This is a genomic window from Cellulosimicrobium sp. XJ-DQ-B-000 (assembly GCF_031119065.1).
Taxonomy (GTDB): Bacteria; Actinomycetota; Actinomycetes; order Actinomycetales; family Cellulomonadaceae; genus Cellulosimicrobium; species Cellulosimicrobium funkei.
The window spans coordinates 671,726-690,371 of sequence record NZ_JAVHYN010000001.1 but is presented as its reverse complement, the minus strand read 5'-3'; the positions used below and the strand labels follow the sequence as shown (position 1 = coordinate 690,371).

Below are 18,646 nucleotides of genomic sequence, written 5' to 3'. Positions count from 1 at the left end.
CGACGGGGCCGGGCCGAGCGGGTCAGTAGCGGATCGCGTCGATCACCTTCACGCGCACGGCGACGAGCGCCGGGAGGAGCCCGGCGAGCGCGCCGACCCCGACGGCCGCGAGCATCCCGGTCACGGCGGCCGAGAACGGGAAGCCGGGCGCGTCCTGGACGGCCGAGCCCATGAGCACGTCGAGCGGGACGTTGTGCAGCACGACGACCGCGACCGTCACGCCCAGCACGCCCGCGACGGTCGTCGCGACGACGCTCTCCATCATCACGGAGAAGAAGACGCGCCCCGAGCTCGCGCCGAAGCTGCGGCGGATCCCGATCTCGCGGATCCGGTACCGCACCGTGACGAGCGCGATGTTCACGAGCCCGAGCCCGCCGAGCAGCAGCGCGATCGCGCTCACGCCGAGCACGACCCACCGGATCGCGCCGTCGACGACCGTCGCCGACGGCGAGTCGGACCGGTAGACGTCGGCCTGGACGCCCTCGAGCGCTCCCGCCACGTCGCGGCGCACCGTCTCGACGAGCGCGTCGGACATGTCGTCGGGCACCCACAGCTCGAGCCGGGGCGGCCCCATCATCTCCAGCGACTCGGGCGTGACCCACGTCGACTGGGCGTCGACCAGCGCGTACGCGACCGGGTCCATGTCCGGCCAGTCGTCGGGGAAGGCCCCGACCACGGTCGCGACGACCGGGTTGTCCCCGCCGATCGTCACCGTCGGGTGCTCGGCCACGGTCACGCCGCCGAGCGCGTCGAGGAACGCCTGGTTGACGACGAGCGCGGGCGCGAGACGGTCCGCGTCCGCCTCGGTGAACCAGCGACCCGACGTCACCTGGAAGCGGTGCATCGTGGCCCAGTCGGGCTCCACCCCCGTCGTGGTGATCTCGCGCGTGCCGCCGGGGAACCGCACCGGTGCGGGCGCGTCGCGCAGCATCGAGGAGTAGCCGATGCCGTAGCGGTCGACGATCTCGTCGAACACCTGCTCGTACTCCTCCGCCGCGGGCATGACGCTCCCGCCGTCGCCCGTGGGCCATGCCGAGACCTGGAGCGTCGCGGGGCGACCGCCCCAGCGTTCGTTCTGCTCGGCCGAGACCTGGCGCAGCATCTCCCCGGCGGCCGAGATCGTGGTGATCGCGCAGACCGCGACGGCGACGCCGACGAGCGCGAGCAGCACCCGGACCTTGTGGACGCGCAGCTCGTCCCACGCCTCGAGGAGGGCGCCGACGACGCCGGTCATGCCGTCTCTCCCGCGTCGTGCCCGGTGCCGGCCGAGACGCTGGTCGAGCTGCCCGCCGGACCGCCGACCGAGGCTCCTGCCGGGGTGCGGGCGGCGAGCACCGGGCCGGTCCCGACGAGCGGGCGGGCCACGTGCTCGGCCTGGTGGTCGTGGCTCGTCCCGGGGTCGGTCCCGGGATCGTGGTCGGTGCTCGGCGCGGTGCCGAGCGCCCCGAGGGACCCGGCGCTGCGCGCGCTGATGGAGATCGGGGTGAGCACGCCGTCCGCGAGCCGGAACTGGCGGGCGGCGCGCGACGCGACGGCGAGGTCGTGCGTGATCGCGATGAGCGCGGACCCGTTCTCGCCGGCGATGGCGTCGAGCAGGTCCATGACCTCGCTCCCCGTGTCGACGTCGAGCGCTCCCGTGGGCTCGTCCGCGAGGATGACGCGCGGGACCCGCACGAGCGCACGCGCGATGGCGACGCGCTGCTGCTCGCCGCCGGAGAGCTTCTCCGGGGTCGTGTCGAGCCGGTCGCCGAGGCCGACCCGCTCGAGCATCTGGGCGGCCAGCGTGCGCCGCTGCCAGAACTGCCGTCCGCGCGCGTAGAGCAGCGGGGCGACGACGTTCTCGAGCGCGGTACGGCCCTGCAGCAGGTTGAACTGCTGGAACACGAACCCGAAGTCCGTGCCGCGGCGCCGCGCCCGGGCGCGGCCCGAGAGCCGGCCGATCGGGACGCCGTCGAGCAGGTAGTCCCCGCTCGTCGGGCTGTCGAGGAGGCCGAGGATGTTGAGCAGGGTCGACTTGCCCGTCCCCGAGCGCCCCACGATCGAGACGTGCTCGCCCGCGCCGACCGTGAGGTCGATGCCGCGCAGGATCTCGAGCTCGCGGTCGTCGGGGAGCAGCACCGAGCGGGTGACCCCGCTGAGCTCCAGGAGGCCCATCAGTACGAGGCCTCGCTGTCGTCCGTCATCATCATGTCGTCCATGACCGGCATGACGTCCTGGCCGGGCACGAACTCGAGGACCTCGTCGCCCTCGGCGAGTCCCTCGGTCACCTGGACGACCGCGCCGTCGGTGAGTCCGAGCGTCACGGTGCGCTCCTCGGGCTCGCCCTCCGCGCCGACGACCCACACCTTGCCCTGCTCGACGCGACCGAGGACCGCCGTCACGGGCACCACGAGGGCTCCCTCGACGGATCCCGCGGTGATCTCGAGCTCGGCGGCGAGCCCGGCGAAGACGGTGACGTCGCCCGGGACGGCGCACGTCACGCTCGCGGACGACGCACCGCCGGCCGGGTCGGGTGCGCCCTCCTCGGGCGCGTTCTCGGGGGCGGCGGCGGCGCCCATGCGGAGGTTCGTGCACACGAACGGCGCGGGGCCGCCGGTGACCGTGACGGTCGCCTCGCCGGGGATCTGGAGGAGCCGGAACTGCTGCTCGGCGACCATGCTGGCCGTGACCGAGAGCGTGCCGGGCGAGATGGTCGCGAAGTCGTCGCCGACGGCCACCTCCTGGTCCTTGAGCGCGGTGAACGTGGCGACCGTCCCGCCGATGGTGGCCTCGACGGTCTCGCGCGTGACCTTCGGTCGGCGCTCGGTGACCGTGACCTCGCCCGTCTCGGGGTCGGTCTCGGTGAGGGGCTCGCGGGGCTCCTCGAGGGTGACCTCGAGGAGGGACGCGCCCGCCTGGACCACGTCGCCCGGCTTGGCGAGCACCGCCGTGACCACCCCGCGCTGCGTCACCTTCTGCGGAGCGGCCGGGTCGGCGACGACCTGCCCGGTCAGCTTCACGGTGTTGGTGACGTCTCCTGTGGAGACGGCCACGCGGGGTTCCACGAGCTCGGCCGTGGGGAACGCGGGGTCGGTCGCGGGCTCGGGTGCCGAGCGGAACGCGATCACGGCGAGCAGGGCGGCGATCGCCGCCCAGATGACGATGCGGAGGGCGGGGAAGACGATCCGGCGGGTGATACCCACGTGCGGGCTCCTGGGACGACGGTGGCGGGACGGCGAGCGGGCGCTCCTGGCGGGGCCGACGACGGCCCGGCCCGAGGCTAGGGCGGCGACACGGACGGTGTCGTCATCCCTGGGGAGGAGTTCTGTCGCGGCTTCGTCACTGACGGGTCACCGACCGGTCAGGTCGACGTGACCACGTGGGGCGGGCGTGCGCTCCCGGCGGACAGCAGCGCTCTGCCCGGGCAACGGGGGCGGCGTCGCAGGTCAGGGGTATCGCGCGCGAGATGTGGGCAGGGCGGAGCGGCGGCGATGCCACGACACGATCCCCCTCACCGGCCCGACGGCCGTCCCCCCGGACGAGATGCGGGCGAGACTATACCGTGGCGCGCGGAAAAGACAGGAAAAGGACGGTGAAAGACCGGCTGACGTCCGCAGGCCGCGCGTCAGACGACGGTGACCCCGAGCGACCGCCCCGCGAGCCCGCGGGGCCGGCGCGCGAGACCCGCGGCGACGTCGCGCAGCGCGGCTGCGGCGGGGGAGCCCGGGTCGGAGAGCACGACCGGGGTGCCGCCGTCGCCCGCCTCGCGCAGCGACACGTCGAGCGGCACCTGGCCGAGGAGGGGGACGGTGGTCCCCGTGGCGCGCGACAGGTTCGCCGCGACGCGCTCGCCGCCGCCCGCGCCGAACACCTCGAGGCGCGACCCGTCGGGCTGCTCGAGCCACGACATGTTCTCGACGACGCCGACGACGCCCTGCTGGGTCTGCGTCGCGACCGACCCGGCGCGCTCGGCGACCTCCGCGGCGGCGACCTGCGGCGTCGTGACGACGACGATCTCGCTGCCGGGCAGGAGCTGCGCGACCGAGATCGCGATGTCGCCCGTGCCGGGCGGGAGGTCGAGGAGCAGCACGTCGAGGTCGCCCCAGAACACGTCCGCGAGGAACTGCTGGAGCGCGCGGTGCAGCATCGGTCCGCGCCACACGACGGGCTGGCCCGGGGGCACGAACATGCCGATCGAGACGACCTTCACGCCGTGCGCGATCGGCGGCAGGAGCATGTTGTCCACGCGCGTGGGCTGCCGGTCGACGCCGAGCATGCGCGGGATGGAGAACCCGTAGATGTCGGCGTCGACGACGCCGACCTCGAGGCCCTGCGCGGCGAGCGCGACCGCGAGGTTCGCGGTGACCGACGACTTGCCCACCCCGCCCTTGCCCGACGCGATCGCGTACACCTTCGTCAGCGACCCGGGCTTGGCGAAGGGGATCTCGGGCTCGCCCACGCCGCCGCGCAGCATCGTGCGCAGCTCGGCGCGCTGCTCCGCGGTCATGACGCCGAGGTCGACCCGGACGTCCGCCACGCCGTCGACCGCGCGCACCGCGGCGTCGACGTCGCGCGCGAGCGTGTCGCGCATCGGGCACGTGGCGACCGTGAGGTCGACGCCCACCGTCACGACGGCGCCCGGCGCGCCGGGCTCGACGTCGACCGAGCGGATCATGCCGAGGTCCGTGACGGGGCGGCGGATCTCGGGGTCCAGGACCGTGGTGAGGGCCTGCCGGACGGCGTGCTCGAGCGGGTCTGCGGCGGGGTCGGGCATGCCCCCATCGTAGGCGCGGCCGGAGCCCGGTCGGCCGGGTCGGAGGTCCCGGACCGGACGTGAGCCCCGTCGCACGACGAGCGCCGCGGATCGGCGCTACCGTGCACGGATGGACGCCCTGGCCTCCCTCGCGCGGGACAGCGAGCTGTTCGGCGACGCCGTGCGCAGCGCCCCGCCCGACGCGCGCGTGCCCGCGTGCCCCGAGTGGACGGGCGCCGACCTGCTCTACCACCTCGCCGAGGTGCAGGACTTCTGGGCGCGCGTCGTCGGCCCGGCTCCCGGGGAGGGGGTCGACGGCGACGAGGTCGAGCCGCTCGCGCGGCCGGCGTCCGACGCCGAGCTGCCCGCGCTGCTCCAGCGCTCGACGAGCCGGCTCGTCGCGGCGCTCACCGGTCGCGACCCCGACGAGCCGTGCTGGTCGTGGCACGACGACGGCCGGCACGTCGGCTGGGTGCTGCGACGCCAGGCGCACGAGGCGCTCGTCCACCGCGCCGACGCGGAGCTCACGGCCGGGCGCGACGTCACGCCCGCCGACCCGGCCGTCGCGGCAGACGGGGTCGACGAGGTGCTGTCCGTCATGGTCGACGGGGTGCCCGGGTGGGGCGTCTTCACGCCCGACGGCGCGACGGTCTCCGTCGTCGTCGACGGGCCGGGGGAGCGGCCGCGGAGCTGGGAGCTCGCGTTCGGCCGCTTCACGGGGACCGGTCCGGAGTCGGGGACGGCGTACGACCTCGACGTCGCCCAGCTCGTCGACCTGCCCGGCTCGACGACCACGCAGGTGGCCGGCCCGGCCTGGGCGCTCGACCTGTGGCTGTGGGGCCGGGGCCCGGCGGACGGGCTCGCCGTCGCGGGCGACCCCGCCCTCGCCGAGCGGCTGCGCCGGGTCGCGGCGGAGGGCACGCAGTAGGGCCCCGAGGTCAGCGGTCGGCGACCTCGTCGTCGGGCTGACGCGCCGCCTTCTCCTCCAGCTCCTCGAGCAGGTTGCGGATCTCGGACCGCACGAAGTCGCGCGTGGCGACCTCGCTCAGCGCGATGCGCAGCGCGGCCATCTCGCGCGCGAGGTACTCGGTGTCCGCGAGGTTGCGCTCCGCGCGCTGGCGGTCCTGCTCGGCGGTGACGCGGTCGCGGTCGTCCTGCCGGTTCTGCGCGAGCAGGATGAGCGGCGCGGCGTACGACGCCTGGAGCGAGAGCATGAGCGTGAGCGCGGTGAACCCGAACTCGGCCGAGTCGAACCGCAGCCCCTCCGGGCCCCACGAGTTCCACGCGATCCACAGCGCGCAGAAGACGGTGAGGTAGACGAGGAATCGCGGGGTGCCGAGGAAGCGCGCGATGCCCTCGGTCGAGCGGCCGACGGCGTCCTGGTCGACCCTGACCCGCGGGAAGAACGTGCGGCGCGCGGTCTTCGGGGTGTCGAGGCGGTCAGCCACGGGCCACCCCCGCGGTGCCCGGACGGCCGGGGGTGCCCGCGGTGGGCGTGCGCCCGCTCGCGACGGCCCGGCGCGCGGCCTCGGTGTCCTCGTCGTCGGTCTCGCGCCAGTCGTCGGGCAGCATGTGGTCGAGCACGTCGTCCACGCTGATCGCGCCGAGCAGGCGTTTCTCCGCGTCGAGCACGGGCACGCACAGCAGGTCGTAGGTCGCGAGGATGCGGGTCACGCGCCCGAGCGGCGCGTCGGGCGTGACGCCCTCGACGTCGGAGTCGAGCACCGAGCCGACGGCCGCGTGCGGGGGCTCGCGCAGCAGGCGCTGGAAGTGCGCGACGCCGAGGAACCGGCCCGTGGGCGTCTCGAGCGGCGGGCGCGCGACGAACACCATCGACGCGAGCGCGGGCGCGAGGTCCTTGCGGCGGATCTGCGCGAGCGCGGTCGCGATGGTGGTCTCCGGGCCGAGCACGACCGGGTCGGACGTCATGAGCCCGCCCGCGGTGTCCTCGGCGTATGACAGGAGACGGCGCACGTCGCGCGCCTCGTCGGGCTCCATGAGCTCGAGGAGCTGGGCGGCCTGGGCCTCCGGGAGCTCGTGCAGCAGGTCGGCCGCGTCGTCGGGCTGCATCGCCTCGAGGACGTCGGCGGCGCGGTCCGTGTCGAGCCCGGAGAGGATCGCGACCTGGTCGTCCTCGGGCAGCTCCTCCAGCACGTCGGCGAGCCGCTCGTTGTCGAGCGCGCCCGCGACCTCGAGCCGGCGCGTGTCGCCGAGGTCGTGGATGACGTCGGCGAGGTCGGCGGGCTTGAGGTCGTCGTAGGCGGCGAGGAGCATCGCGGCGCCCTGCGCCTCGGTGCTCCCGGCGAGCCCGGTCACGGCGTCGACGTCGACGACGAGCGCGTCGCCCCGTCGGCGCAGCCCCAGCGTCCCCTTGTGCTGCGCCTGCCGGCGCACGTACAGCTTGGTGACGAGCCAGTCGCCCGTGCGCTGGCGCTCGATCGCGAGGTCCTCGACCGTCGCCGAGCCCGACCCGTCGACGAACTGCACCGTGCGCTCCAGCAGCTCGCTGACGGCGAGCGTCTCCATCGCGCGCTGCTCGAACCGGCGCATGTTGACGAGCCCGGTGGAGATGACCTGGCCCGCGTCGATGCTCGTCACGCGCGTCAGGGGCAGGAAGACCCGACGCCGGCCGGGCACCTCGACGACCAGGCCCACCGCGCGCGGGGCTCCCTTGGGCCGGATGAGCACGACGACGTCCCGCACCCGCCCGACCTGGTCGCCGATGGGGTCGAACACGCTGGTCCCGGCCAGGCGCGCGACGAAGACGGTGGTGGCTGCACTCACGCCGCCAGCCTACGCACGCGCCCCCGTCGCCGCGCTCCGTCCCGGCAGGTGGCGGGCGTCACCGGTCGCCTGCCGGCCGTCCGTCGCGGGCCGGGGACGGGGACGGCCCTCGCGCGCTCCGCCCGGGTAGGACAGACTGGGCGAATGAGCATGTCACGCCCGGGCGCCGTCCCCCGTGTCCCCACCCCGCCGCGCGGCGAGGAGGTGGCGTCGTACGCGACCTACCTCGAGGCGCAGAAGGCGGTCGACTTCCTCTCGGACAACAAGTTCGCGGTCGAGCTCGTGACGATCGTCGGCACCGACCTCAAGATGGTCGAGCGCGTGACGGGCCGTCTCACCTACGGTCGCGTCGCGATCGCGGGTGCCGCGTCCGGCGCGTGGTTCGGCCTCTTCGTCGGCCTGCTGCTCTTCATGTTCTCCGGCCAGGGCGGGTTCGTGCTCACCGCCGTCGGGATCGGCGCCGGGTTCGGCCTGCTCTTCTCGGTGCTGTCGTACGCGCTGACGCAGGGCAAGCGCGACTTCACGTCGCAGAGCCAGATCGTCGCCTCGTCCTACGGCATCCTCTGCGCGCCCGAGCGGGCGGGCGAGGCGCGCCAGCTCCTGGGCCGCATGCCCGAGGGCGCGGGCGGTGTCCGCGGGCCCGCCGCCCCGGCCAACCCCGGCTGGGGCACCCCCGGCACCCCACCCCCCGCCGCTCCGCACGCGCCGGCCCCGGAGCCCTCGGCGGGCGTCCCCGCGCCGACCCCTCCGGCGGCGCCCCCGACCCGCACGCCCGACCCGCGCTGGACGACGCCGTCGGGCGAGCCGCGCTACGGCGCGATGCGCCCGACGTCGGACCAGCCGACCGACGCGCCCGCGCCCGACGCCGCACCCGGGCAGGCACCCGCACCCGGCGCGCACCCCGACCAGCCCGAGCGCCCGGCCTGACGCACCGCTCCCGGGGCGTCCGGGACGTCTCTCGGAGCAGACGACGAGGGCCGGCCGTCGGACGTCGTCGTCCGTCGGCCGGCCCTCGGCGGAAGCGCCGCTAGCGCTTCCGCGACTTCACTGCGGTCTCGGCAGCCCTCTCGCGCTTCTGGGCGCGCTTCTCCTTGATGGACATCGACGCTTCCTTCTTGATGCTCTTCGCCACGTGAGTTCACCTCCCCTCACCGGTGGATGAACGGGCCACCATAGCCCAGTTCCTCCGCCGGTGAGCCGGGCCCGCTCAGCCGCGCAGCCGCGCCATCCAGGCCTCGACGTCCTCGGGCCGACGGGGGAGCGCGGCCGACAGGTTCTCGTTGCCGTCGGCGGTGACGAGGACGTCGTCCTCGATGCGGACGCCGATCCCGCGGTACTCCGCCGGGACGGCCAGGTCGTCCGCCTTGAAGTACAGCCCCGGCTCGATCGTGAAGACCATGCCCGGCTCGAGCACCCCGTCGAGGTAGAGCTCGCGGCGCGCCTGCGCGCAGTCGTGCACGTCGAGGCCGAGGTGGTGGCTCGTGCCGTGCACCATCCAGCGGCGGTGCTGCTGGCCCTCGGGCGAGAGCGACTCGGCGGCGCTCACCGGGAGCAGGCCCCACTCCTCCAGGCGCGCGGCGATGACCTCCATCGCGGCGGCGTGCACGTCGCGGAAGCGCGCGCCCGGCACCGCGACCGCGAACGCGGCGTCCGCGGCGTCGAGCACGGCCTGGTACACGCGGCGCTGGACGTCGGTGAACTCGCCGTCGACGGGCAGCGTGCGCGTCACGTCGGCCGTGTAGAGCGAGTCGACCTCGACGCCCGCGTCGAGCAGCACGAGCTCGCCGGTCCGCACGACGCCGTCGTTGCGGATCCAGTGCAGCGTCGTCGCGTGCTCGCCGGCTGCGGCGATCGTCTCGTAGCCGACGGTGTTGCCCTCGAGGCGCGCGTGGGCGTCGAACGTCGTCTCGATGACGCGCTCGCCGCGACGGTGCCCGACGGCGCGCGGCAGGCTCCGCACGACCTCCTCGAAGCCCGCGATCGTCGCCGCGACGGCCTCGCGCATCTGCTCGACCTCGTGCGCGTCCTTGACCAGGCGCAGCTCGGAGACGGCCTCGACGAGCGCGGCGTCCGTGCGGCGGTACGCGGCCTCGGCGCGCGCGAGCCACTCCGACTCGGAGAGCTGCTGGTCCTCGGCGGACGCGGCCGCCTCGACGTCGTCGACGCCCGCCTCCGCGCGGATCGCCTCGACGAGCGCCTCCACGGCCTCGTCCGCGCCCGCGACGACGAGGAGCGTGACCCCGCCGGCGCCGACGTCCTTCGCGAGCGCGTCGCGCAGCTCGTCGACGTGCCGGGCCTCCACGCCGGTCGCGGTCGTGACGTCGTCGAGCGACGGGCGGGCGCCGACCCAGAACTCGCCGTACCGTGCGTCGGCGTAGAACTCCTCCGTGTCGCGTGCGGCGAGCGGGCGGACGTACAGCACGGCGTGGTGGTCGGACCCGGCGTCCCCGGTGCCCGGCTCCACGGGGTGCAGCACGAGCACGGCGTCGGGCTCCTGGTCCGTGCCGTAGCCGGTGAGGTGCGCGAACGCCGAGTGCGGGCGGAAGCGGTAGTCCGTGTCGTTCGAGCGCGTCTTCAGCGGGCCGGCGGGCACGACGAGGCGCGCGCCCGGGAACCGGGCCGACAGCGCGGCGCGGCGTGCGACGGTGAACGGCGCGGCCGGCAGGGGCTCGACGTCGAGCGCGGCGCGCGGCGCCCAGCCGCTCGTGATGAAGGCCTTGAACGCGTCGGAGTCCGGGCGCTGGGAGCGGTTGCTGCCGCGCGCGGCCAGGTCCTGGGTCTCGCCGGGGCCGGCGTGCTCGGCGGCCTGGTCGGGCGTCTCGGACAGGGGCGCGGGCGTGACGGGGGTGGCGTCGGTCATGCCCCCAGTCTCGCACCGCGCACGCGGCCGAAGTCCGCGAGCGCGCGCCCGAGCACGCGGTTGAAGGCCTCGGGGGCCTCGCTGTTGACGTCGTGGCCGGCGCGCGGCACGACGACGAGCGCCGCGTCCGCGGCCGCGGCCAGGTAGCGCTGCTCGTCGAGGCGCATGTGGTCGCGCGCGCCGTTGACGAGCCACACCGGGACGTCGACGTCGCGCACGTGGGCGAGCCACGAGCGGCCCGCGAGCTGGGTGAGCGCGTCGGTGACGACGTGCCAGCCCGGCGCGACCGGCGTCGGCGGCCCGGCGTCGGCCGGCCCGGCCAGCGCGTACGACGACGCGGCACCGCCCGGCAGGCCGCGCCCGCCGCGGGTGATCGTGCCCCACGCGGTCGCGGTCGTGCGCGCGGCCCAGCGCGCGCCGCGGCCGACGGCGCCGCCCCCGGCGACGACGAGGCGCGCGACGTCGCGGTACAGCGCGACGGGCTTGCCCTTGGGGTCGGACGTGCAGGCCGCGGCCACCACGCCCGCGAGGTTCGCGGGGCGTCGGGCCGCCCAGGCGAGCGACGTGTAACCGCCGAGCGAGAGGCCGACGAGCGCGACCCGGCGGTCGGGGCCGAACGACGCGGCCGCCTCGTCGAGCACCTCGAAGGAGCGGTCGAGCGTGAAGCGCTCGTGCGCGCGGGCGCCGTGCGCGGGCAGGTCGACCGCGACGGCCTCGTGGCCGAGGGCGCGCACGTGCTCGACCTGGTGGTCCCAGATCGCGCTCGAGGTGCGCATGCCGTGGACGAAGACCACCGCGAGCGGGGCCTGCGCGGGGTCGGGCGACGCCGGCATCGAGGGGGTCGAGGGGGAGGTCGTCGCGAGGGCTGCCGTGGGGGGCGTCGTGAGGGTCATCGCTCCCGACTCTGGCACCCCAGCCTGGGACGACCGTGGGGAGGGGCCGCGCCCCGTGTGGACATCGTGTGGGGGTCCCGTGCCGCCGCCTCGGTGCGTCGTCACTATCCTGGTCCCCGTGCGCATCGACCTCCACACCCACTCGACCGCGTCCGACGGCACGGACGCCCCGGGGGAGGTCGTCGAGGCGGCCGCCGCGGCCGGGCTCGACGTCGTCGCGCTGACCGACCACGACACGACGGCGGGCTGGGCGCAGGCGACGGACGCGGCGCTCGCGCACGAGGTCGCGCTCGTGCGCGGCGCGGAGATCTCGGCCCGCTCCGGCGGCATCAGCGTGCACGTGCTGTCCTACCTGCACGACCCCGCGCACGCCGCCCTCCTCGCGGAGCTGGACCGCACGCGCGACGCGCGCACGAGCCGGGCCCGGCGGATGGTCGACCTCATCGCCGAGGACTACCCGATCACGTGGGAGGATGTGCTCGCCCAGACCGTCGTGGGGACGACGATCGGGCGACCGCACATCGCCGACGCGCTCGTCGCGGCCGGGCTCGCGCCCGACCGCTCCGCCGCGTTCGCGACCATCCTCGCCACGGACACCCCGTACTACGTGCCCCACTACGCGCCCGACGCCGTCGTGGCCGTGCGCGGGATCCGCGCCGCGGGCGGCGTGCCCGTCTTCGCCCACCCGGGCGCGGACGGTCGCGGCCGCGTCGTGGCCGACGCCGTGATCGAGGAGATGGCCGAGGCGGGGCTCGCCGGGCTCGAGGTGTTCCACCGCGACCACGACGAGCGTCAGCGCGCACGGCTCGAGGACCTGGCCCGGACCCTGGGCCTGTTCGTCACCGGGTCGAGCGACTACCACGGGGCCGGCAAACCGAACCGGCTCGGGGAGAACACGACAGCACCGACCGTGCTGGAGCAGATCGAGGAGCTGGGACAGTTGGACGTGATCCGATGATCGGACGATGAGCGAGTTCTTCGACGTCCGGCTCTTCACGGAGGTCTTCGTCACCCTGTTCGTCATCATGGACCCGCCCGGCACGGTGCCGGTGTTCCTGGGCCTGACGAGCGCGATGGGCGCCAAGCAGCGCAACCAGGCGGCGCGCACCGCGATCCTCGTGGCGTTCGGCGTGATCGTCGCGTTCGCGGTGTTCGGCCAGCAGATCCTCAGCTACATGCACATCTCGCTGCCCGCGCTCCAGACGGCGGGCGGCCTGCTGCTGCTCCTCGTGGCGATGGAGCTCCTCACCGGCAAGATGGAGGAGCCGCAGCCGTCGGGCAACAAGGGCGTCAACGTCGCGCTCGTGCCGCTCGGGACGCCGCTGCTCGCCGGCCCGGGCGCGATCGTCGCGACGATGGTCTTCGTGCAGCGCGCGGGGGAGCGCGGCGGGGGCGTCGCCGAGTGGGTCGCCATCGCGGCGGGCGTCGTCGCGGTGCACGTGTGCCTGTGGCTCTCGATGCGCTTCGCGAACGTCATCAACCGCGTCCTCGGCGACTCGGGCACGATCCTCGTGACCCGCATCGCCGGTCTGCTGCTCGCAGCCATCGCCGTGCAGCTCGTCGCCGACGCCGTGATCGAGTTCGTCCAGACCGCCTGACCTCGCGTCCCGCCGTCCGGGGCGACCGGCGTCCGAGGGCGAGGCCCCCGGACGCCGGTCGCGTGCGCGGTGGCGACCCGCTCGTCAGGGCCAGTACGCGTCGAAGCTCCGGGAGAACTCGCCGCCGTTGAAGCGGTCCCAGTTGATCGACCACGTCATGAGGCCGCGCAGCCCCGGCCAGCGCCCGTGGGTCCGGTACGACCCGCAGCCCGTGCCCTTCGTGAGGCAGTCCAGGGCCTGGGCGACCTGCGCGGGCGGGGTGTGGCCGTTGCCCGCCTGCGTGCTGGCCGGCAGGCCGATCGCGACCTGGTCGGGGCGCAGCGGGGGGAACATCTTCGTCGTGTCGCGCGCGACCGGGAAGCCGGTGAGCAGCATGTCCGTCAGCGCGACGTGGAAGTCCGCGCCGCCCATCGAGTGGTACTGGTCGTCGAGCCCCATGATCGGCCCCGAGTTGTAGTGCTGGACGTGGAGCAGCGTCAGGTCGTCGCGCAGGGCGTGGATGACCGGCAGATAGGCGCCGCAGCGCGGGTCCTGGCCACCCCACGGGCCGGAGCCGTAGAACTGGTAGCCGTTCTGGACGAAGAAGGTCTCCGGCGCCATCGTCAGCACGAAGTCGTCGCCGTACCGCGCCGTGAGCGACTTGAGCGCGGAGATGAGGTTGACGATCACGGGGGTGGTCGGGGAGCGGAAGTCCGTGTCTCCCGGGTTCAGGTACAGGGAGTGCCCCTCGAAGTCGATGTCGACCCCGTCCAGCCCGTAGGTGTCGATGATCGAGCTCACGGAGGCGACGAACGCGTCCCGCGCGGCGGTCGTCGTCAGCTGGACCTGGCCGTTCTGCCCGCCGATCGACAGGAGCACCTTCTTCCCGGCCGCGCGCTTGGCGGCGACGGCGGCCTTGAACTCCGCGACCGACTCCACGTTCGGGCACTCGGTCCGCGGGCAGAGGCTGAACCGGATGTCGCCGGACGTGACGCTCGTCGGCTCGCCGAACGCGAGGTTGATGACGTCCCACGAGTCCGGGACGTCCGCCATCCGGACGTAGCCCGAGCCGTTGGCGAACGACGTGTGCAGGTAGCCGACGAGCGCGTGCGCCGGCAGCCCGGCGCCGGGTCCGCCCCCGGTGCCGCCGGTCGCCGTGGTGACGGCGACGGCGGCGGAGCGGGGCGACTCGCCCGCGCCGTTGGTCGCGGTGACCTGGAAGGAGTAGGCGGTGGCGGCGGTGAGCCCGGAGACGGTGGTGGACGGGGCCGTGGTCGTGGCGACGCGCGTGCCGTCGCGGTAGACGGCGTAGCCGGTGGCGCCGGCGACGGCGCCCCAGGTGAGGGGCACGCTGGTGGCGGTGGGCGTCCCGGCGGTGAGGCCGGTCGGGGTCGCGGGCGGCTGCGCCGCGCCGCCGCCCGGGCCCATGAGGCTGACGTCGTCGACGACGTAGGCCGGCTGGCCGTACCAGCCGTGCACGAAGACGGTCGCGGACGTCGCCGTCGCGGTCGTCGTGAAGGTCACGCTGAGCCGCTGCCAGGTCGCGGCCGAGGGCGTCCAGGTGGTGACGTCCTGCGCCGTCGCGCCGCTCGCCCCGAGGTACGCGTAGGAGCCCTGGACCCACGCGCTGAGCGTGTAGGTCGAGGAGGGCCGGACGGCGACGGTCTGCGAGCAGCGCGCGGTGTCGGTCCCGGCGGGCGTGGCCCGGAGCGCCCCGCTGCCGGTGCGGACCGGGCTCGTGACCTGCTGCCCCGTGGAGCCGGAGCAGGTCCACCCGGACAGTCCGGACTCGAACCCGCCGTTGACGGCGAGCTCGGTGTCCGCGGCCGCGGCGGTCGTGGTGCCGGTGAGGAGCGTCCCGACGAGCGTGGCGGAGGCGACGAGGGCGAGGAGGCTGCGCAGTCGTCGGCGTCGTGACGGGGTGGGGTCCATGGTGGTCTCGCTTTCGTCGTCGAAGGAGCGGTCCTGTCGCAAGGTCCTCGCGGTGCCGCGCGCTGGTCAACCCCCGTACGCGAGACCCCGTACGCCCCGTCTCGTCACCTAGCCAAACAGGGGATGTTAGGTTCTTTGGGTGGACCAGCCGATCATCCCTCCCCGCAAGGTGTCGGAGCTCGTCGTCGAACGGCTCATGCAGCGCGTCGAGCGCGGGGAGTGGCCCGTCGGCACCCGCATCCCGGCCGAGCCGGAGCTCGTCGCGGAGCTCGGCGTCGGGCGCAACACCGTGCGCGAGGCCGTGCGCGCGCTCGAGCACGCCGGGATCCTCGAGCCGCGGCGCGGCGACGGCACCTACGTGCGCGCGGCCGACGGGCTCGACGCCGCCCTGACCCGCCGGGCCCGCACCACGGACGCGCTCCACGTGCTCGAGGTGCGCGAGATCCTCGAGCGCGGCGCGGCGCGTGCCGCCGCCGGGCGGGCCGACGCCGACGTGCTCCACCGCCTCGACGCGGCGCTCGCCGCCCAGGTCGCGGCCCGCGACGGGGACGAGCAGGCCTTCCAGGCCGCCGACGTCGCCTTCCACGGCGAGGTCGTGCGCGCCGCGGGCAACCCGCTGCTGGCCGACCTCTACGACGGGCTCGACCACGCGCTCGTCCGCACGCTCCCGGCCGGCGGGCAGCGTCGGCACCACCGCGACGTCCCCGGCCACGAGGAGGTCGTCGCGGCGGTCCGGGCGGCCGACGCCGACGCGGCCGAGGCTGCCGTCGTCGCGACGATCGACGCCGTGCGGGCGCAGCTCGTCGAGGCCGCCGCGGCCAGTCCCGGCGACGCCGACGCCGGCGAGGTCGAGGCGTGAGCGGGCTGCGCCGTCCGCTGGGGCTGGCCGCCGTCGTCGCGATCGTCCTCGCGGCGCTCAACCTGCGGCCCGCCGTCGTCGCGATCTCGCCCGTGCTCGGCGAGATCCGCACGGACCTGGGCCTCAGCGCGACGGCGGCGGGCGTGCTCACGACGCTCCCCGTCCTGTGCTTCGGGCTCCTCGCGCCGCTCGCGCCCGTGCTCGCGCGGCGCTGGGGGCTCGAGCGCGCGCTCTTCGTGAGCCTCGTGCTGCTGTGCGTCGGCTTCGGGCTGCGCCTCGTGCCCTCGACCGCGGGGCTGTTCGCCGGGACGGTCGTCGCGGGGTGCGCGATCGGGCTCGGGAACGTGCTGCTGCCCGCGCTCATCAAGCGCGACTTCGCCGACCGCATCGGTCTCATGACCGGCCTCTACTCGATGGCGCTCTCCGGTGGGGCGGCGCTCGCGGCGGGCCTGACCCTCCCCGTCGCGTCCGCGGCCGGCCTCGACTGGCGCGGCGCGCTCGCGACCTGGGGCGTCCTCGCCGTGCTCGGGGCGATCGTCTGGGTGCCGCGCGCGCTGCGGCCCGACCCCGCCGGCACGGTGGCGTTCGGACCCGGCACGGGACCGGCCGCCGCGCGGTCGGCGGTGTGGCGCTCCCCGCTCGCCTGGGCGGTCACCGTCGTCATGGGCATGCAGTCGCTGTCGTTCTACGCGGTCAACGCCTGGCTGCCCGAGATCATGGTCGCGCTCGGCCGGACGCCGGAGGCGGGGGGCTGGCTCCTCGCGCTGTGCAACCTCGCGGGGATCGTCGGCTCGTTCGTGACCCCGGTCCTCGCCGGGCGCATGCCGCGCCAGCGCGGCATCGGCCTCGTGCTCGTGGTCCTCGTCGGCTCGGGGCTGCTCGGGCTCGCCGTCGCGCCCGGCGCAGCGGCGCTCTGGGTCGTGCTCGTCGGCCTCGGGCAGGGCGGCGGGATCAGCCTCGCGCTCACCCTCATGGCGCTGCGGGCGCGCGACGCCGCGCACACGTCCGAGCTCTCCGGCATGGCGCAGAGCGCCGGCTACCTGCTCGCCGCGACCGGCCCGCTCGGCCTCGGGCTCGCGCACGACGTCACCGGCGCGTGGACCCTCCCGCTCCTGCTCCTCGTCGCCGCGGCGGCGGTCCAGGGCGCCGCGGTGTGGCTCGCCGGGCGCGACGCGCACGTGCACTGACCCCGGACGCGACGGACCCCGGGTCGCGTCCCCCACGGTCTGGTGACCGTGAGGGCGCGACCCGGGGTCCGGCGTCGGGCCGTGGAGCGACTACTCGGCGGGCTGGGCGGTCGCCTCGGCGCCGCCGCCCTGCTGCTCGACCGGGCGGCCGCCGCGCGTGCGGCGACGGCTGCGGGACCGACGGCGGCGCTCCCCGCCCTCGGTCGCCGGGGCGCCCTCGGCCGCCTCGGTGCGCTCGCCCTCGGCGCGAGCGCCCGTGCGCTCTGTCTCGCCGCGACGCCCGCCCGAGCGGCCCTGGCCCCCGGACCGGCCCCGCTCGCCCTCGGAGCGGCCACGGCCGCCGTCGGACCGGCCGCCCTGGCGACCGCGGGACCCGCCCGCGGGCGTGTGCCGCTTGCCGGTCTCGCCGAGGTCCTCGATCTCCTCCGCCTCGAGCCCCGCGAGCGTGCGGCGCTCCTTGGGGAGGCGGCCCTTCGTGCCCTCGGGGATGTGCAGGTCGGTGTACAGGTGCGGCGAGCTCGAGTACGTCTCGACCGGCTCGGGGATGCCGAGGTCGAGGGCCTTGTCGATGAGCGACCAGCGGGGGATGTCGTCCCAGTCGACGAACGTCACCGCGGTGCCCTTGTTGCCCGCGCGACCGGTGCGGCCGGTGCGGTGCAGGTACGTCTTCTCGTCCTCGGGGCACTGGTAGTTCACGACGTGCGTGACGTCCTCGACGTCGATGCCGCGCGCCGCGACGTCGGTCGCGACGAGCACGTCGATCTTGCCGTTGCGGAACGCGCGCAGCGCCTGCTCGCGCGCGCCCTGGCCCAGGTCGCCGTGGATCGAGCCGGCCGCGAAGCCCCGGTCGACGAGCTCGTCCGCGACCTTCGCCGCGGTCCGCTTGGTCCGCGCGAACACGATCGTGCGCCCTCGGCCCTCGGCCTGGAGGATGCGCGCGAGCATCTCGACCTTGTCCAGCGCGTGCGCCCGGTAGACGACCTGCTCGATGTTCTTGACCGTCTGGCCGCCGTCGTCCGGGTCGTTCGCGCGGATGTGCGTCGGCTGCTTCATGTAGCGGCGCGCCATCGAGACGACGGCGCCCGGCATGGTCGCCGAGAAAAGCATCGTGTGCCGCTGCGCGGGCGTGCGCGCCAGGATCTTCTCGACGTCCGGGAGGAACCCGAGGTCGAGCATCTCGTCCGCCTCGTCGAGGACGACGGTCGCGGCGCGCGTGAGGTTGAGGTGGCCCTGGTTCATCAGGTCGATCATGCGGCCGGGCGTCCCGACGACGACCTCGACGCCGCGCGTCAGCGCCTCGACCTGCGGCTCGTAGGCGCGACCGCCGTAGAGCTGGACGATGCGCACCGAGCGGCGCTTCGAGGCCGTGGTGAGGTCGTTCGCGACCTGGACGGCGAGCTCGCGCGTCGGGACGACGACGAGCGCCTGCGGCTTGCCGGGGGAGGGCAGCTCGTCGAAGCCGGGCTCGCCCGGGGCGACGACGCGGTGCAGGAGCGGCACGCCGAAGCCGAGGGTCTTGCCGGTGCCGGTCTTGGCCTGGCCGATGATGTCGTGGCCGGACATGGCGACGGGGAGCGTCATCGCCTGGATGGGGAAGGGCTGGACGATGCCCGCGTCGGAGAGCGCGTCGACGATCTCCTGGCGCACGCCGAAGTCCGCGAAGGTCGTGTTGTCCGCGTGGACGCTGGCGGCGACGGACGTCGCGTCCGCGCTCACGTCCGGCGTCGCGTCGGTGGTGGTGGCGTCTGTGGTGGTCACTGGTGCCTCTGTCTCGTTCGGGCACGCGCGACCGTCGGCGGGCCGTCGGGGCCCGGAGCCGGGG

The 18,646-nt window shown here is 75.1% G+C and carries 16 protein-coding genes; 6 read left to right on the top strand and 10 right to left on the bottom strand.

Annotated features, from left to right (window positions below; translation table 11 throughout):
* Positions 1-22 precede the first annotated feature (22 nt).
* From RDI86_RS03460 to RDI86_RS03445, 4 genes are all read right to left on the bottom strand, one after another.
* On the bottom strand, positions 23-1,234 hold the full coding sequence (locus RDI86_RS03460) for an ABC transporter permease (RefSeq protein ID WP_061266896.1): 1,212 nt from the start codon (positions 1,232-1,234) through the stop codon (positions 23-25).
* Entirely contained in the window at positions 1,231-2,154 is a 924-nt protein-coding gene (locus RDI86_RS03455) for an ABC transporter ATP-binding protein (RefSeq protein ID WP_083711838.1), read from the bottom strand. The genes RDI86_RS03460 and RDI86_RS03455 overlap by 4 nt, the downstream gene beginning before the upstream one ends.
* Complete coding sequence (locus RDI86_RS03450) at positions 2,154-3,182, bottom strand: efflux RND transporter periplasmic adaptor subunit (RefSeq protein WP_061266897.1); 1,029 nt, start codon at positions 3,180-3,182, stop codon at positions 2,154-2,156. The genes RDI86_RS03455 and RDI86_RS03450 overlap by 1 nt, the downstream gene beginning before the upstream one ends.
* 422 nt (positions 3,183-3,604) lie before the next feature.
* Positions 3,605-4,753: an Mrp/NBP35 family ATP-binding protein gene (locus RDI86_RS03445; protein WP_043652757.1), complete on the bottom strand. Its 1,149-nt coding sequence runs from the start codon at positions 4,751-4,753 to the stop codon at positions 3,605-3,607.
* Between the two features lie 109 nt (positions 4,754-4,862).
* Here RDI86_RS03445 and RDI86_RS03440 point away from each other — a divergent pair, with 109 nt between their 5' ends.
* Complete coding sequence (locus tag RDI86_RS03440) at positions 4,863-5,660, top strand: maleylpyruvate isomerase N-terminal domain-containing protein (RefSeq protein WP_076405143.1); 798 nt, start codon at positions 4,863-4,865, stop codon at positions 5,658-5,660.
* A gap of 10 nt (positions 5,661-5,670) precedes the next feature.
* Here the strand turns inward: RDI86_RS03440 and RDI86_RS03435 are convergent, their stop codons facing one another.
* Positions 5,671-6,180 carry a DUF1003 domain-containing protein gene (locus tag RDI86_RS03435; RefSeq protein ID WP_034655412.1) on the bottom strand — a complete coding sequence of 170 codons (510 nt, stop codon included), beginning with the start codon at positions 6,178-6,180 and terminating at the stop codon, positions 5,671-5,673.
* Complete coding sequence (locus RDI86_RS03430; protein ID WP_051027750.1) at positions 6,173-7,516, bottom strand: magnesium transporter MgtE N-terminal domain-containing protein; 1,344 nt, start codon at positions 7,514-7,516, stop codon at positions 6,173-6,175. Before RDI86_RS03430 ends, RDI86_RS03435 begins: the two co-directional genes overlap by 8 nt.
* A 144-nt stretch (positions 7,517-7,660) precedes the next feature.
* Between RDI86_RS03430 and RDI86_RS03425 the strand changes: the two genes are divergently transcribed.
* Positions 7,661-8,443, top strand: a complete 783-nt coding sequence (locus tag RDI86_RS03425; protein WP_163184521.1) for a general stress protein — start codon at positions 7,661-7,663, stop codon at positions 8,441-8,443.
* A gap of 280 nt (positions 8,444-8,723) precedes the next feature.
* Here RDI86_RS03425 and RDI86_RS03420 read toward each other — a convergent pair whose 3' ends face one another.
* Both RDI86_RS03420 and RDI86_RS03415 read right to left on the bottom strand, forming a co-directional pair.
* Positions 8,724-10,376, bottom strand: a complete 1,653-nt coding sequence (locus tag RDI86_RS03420) for an aminopeptidase P family protein (protein WP_251177639.1) — start codon at positions 10,374-10,376, stop codon at positions 8,724-8,726.
* Complete coding sequence (locus RDI86_RS03415) at positions 10,373-11,269, bottom strand: alpha/beta hydrolase (RefSeq protein ID WP_308820690.1); 897 nt, start codon at positions 11,267-11,269, stop codon at positions 10,373-10,375. Before RDI86_RS03415 ends, RDI86_RS03420 begins: the two co-directional genes overlap by 4 nt.
* A 118-nt stretch (positions 11,270-11,387) precedes the next feature.
* Between RDI86_RS03415 and RDI86_RS03410 the strand changes: the two genes are divergently transcribed.
* Positions 11,388-12,227 carry a PHP domain-containing protein gene (locus RDI86_RS03410; protein ID WP_308820689.1) on the top strand — a complete coding sequence of 280 codons (840 nt, stop codon included), beginning with the start codon at positions 11,388-11,390 and terminating at the stop codon, positions 12,225-12,227.
* 7 nt (positions 12,228-12,234) lie between these two features.
* On the top strand, positions 12,235-12,867 hold the full coding sequence (locus RDI86_RS03405; protein WP_021482981.1) for a MarC family protein: 633 nt from the start codon (positions 12,235-12,237) through the stop codon (positions 12,865-12,867).
* Between the two features lie 84 nt (positions 12,868-12,951).
* Here RDI86_RS03405 and RDI86_RS03400 read toward each other — a convergent pair whose 3' ends face one another.
* Entirely contained in the window at positions 12,952-14,778 is a 1,827-nt protein-coding gene (locus RDI86_RS03400; RefSeq protein WP_308820688.1) for a carbohydrate binding domain-containing protein, read from the bottom strand.
* 139 nt (positions 14,779-14,917) lie between these two features.
* Here RDI86_RS03400 and RDI86_RS03395 point away from each other — a divergent pair, with 139 nt between their 5' ends.
* Positions 14,918-15,637 carry an FCD domain-containing protein gene (locus RDI86_RS03395; protein WP_308820687.1) on the top strand — a complete coding sequence of 240 codons (720 nt, stop codon included), beginning with the start codon at positions 14,918-14,920 and terminating at the stop codon, positions 15,635-15,637.
* Complete coding sequence (locus tag RDI86_RS03390) at positions 15,634-16,824, top strand: MFS transporter (RefSeq protein WP_114554321.1); 1,191 nt, start codon at positions 15,634-15,636, stop codon at positions 16,822-16,824. Before RDI86_RS03395 ends, RDI86_RS03390 begins: the two co-directional genes overlap by 4 nt.
* A gap of 90 nt (positions 16,825-16,914) precedes the next feature.
* On the opposite strand, the gene RDI86_RS03385 is transcribed toward RDI86_RS03390, so the two are convergent.
* Positions 16,915-18,582: a DEAD/DEAH box helicase gene (locus tag RDI86_RS03385; RefSeq protein WP_076405148.1), complete on the bottom strand. Its 1,668-nt coding sequence runs from the start codon at positions 18,580-18,582 to the stop codon at positions 16,915-16,917.
* Between the last annotated feature and the right edge of the window lie 64 nt (positions 18,583-18,646).

Coding starts and splice junctions, on each gene's coding strand:
- RDI86_RS03460 (WP_061266896.1), bottom strand. CDS start 1,234: ATGACCGGCGTCGTCGGCGCCCTCCTCGAGGCGTGGGACGAGCTGCGC.
- RDI86_RS03455 (WP_083711838.1), bottom strand. CDS start 2,154: ATGGGCCTCCTGGAGCTCAGCGGGGTCACCCGCTCGGTGCTGCTCCCC.
- RDI86_RS03445 (WP_043652757.1), bottom strand. CDS start 4,753: ATGCCCGACCCCGCCGCAGACCCGCTCGAGCACGCCGTCCGGCAGGCC.
- RDI86_RS03440 (WP_076405143.1), top strand. CDS start 4,863: ATGGACGCCCTGGCCTCCCTCGCGCGGGACAGCGAGCTGTTCGGCGAC.
- RDI86_RS03425 (WP_163184521.1), top strand. CDS start 7,661: ATGAGCATGTCACGCCCGGGCGCCGTCCCCCGTGTCCCCACCCCGCCG.
- RDI86_RS03420 (WP_251177639.1), bottom strand. CDS start 10,376: ATGACCGACGCCACCCCCGTCACGCCCGCGCCCCTGTCCGAGACGCCC.
- RDI86_RS03415 (WP_308820690.1), bottom strand. CDS start 11,269: ATGACCCTCACGACGCCCCCCACGGCAGCCCTCGCGACGACCTCCCCC.
- RDI86_RS03405 (WP_021482981.1), top strand. CDS start 12,235: ATGAGCGAGTTCTTCGACGTCCGGCTCTTCACGGAGGTCTTCGTCACC.
- RDI86_RS03400 (WP_308820688.1), bottom strand. CDS start 14,778: ATGGACCCCACCCCGTCACGACGCCGACGACTGCGCAGCCTCCTCGCC.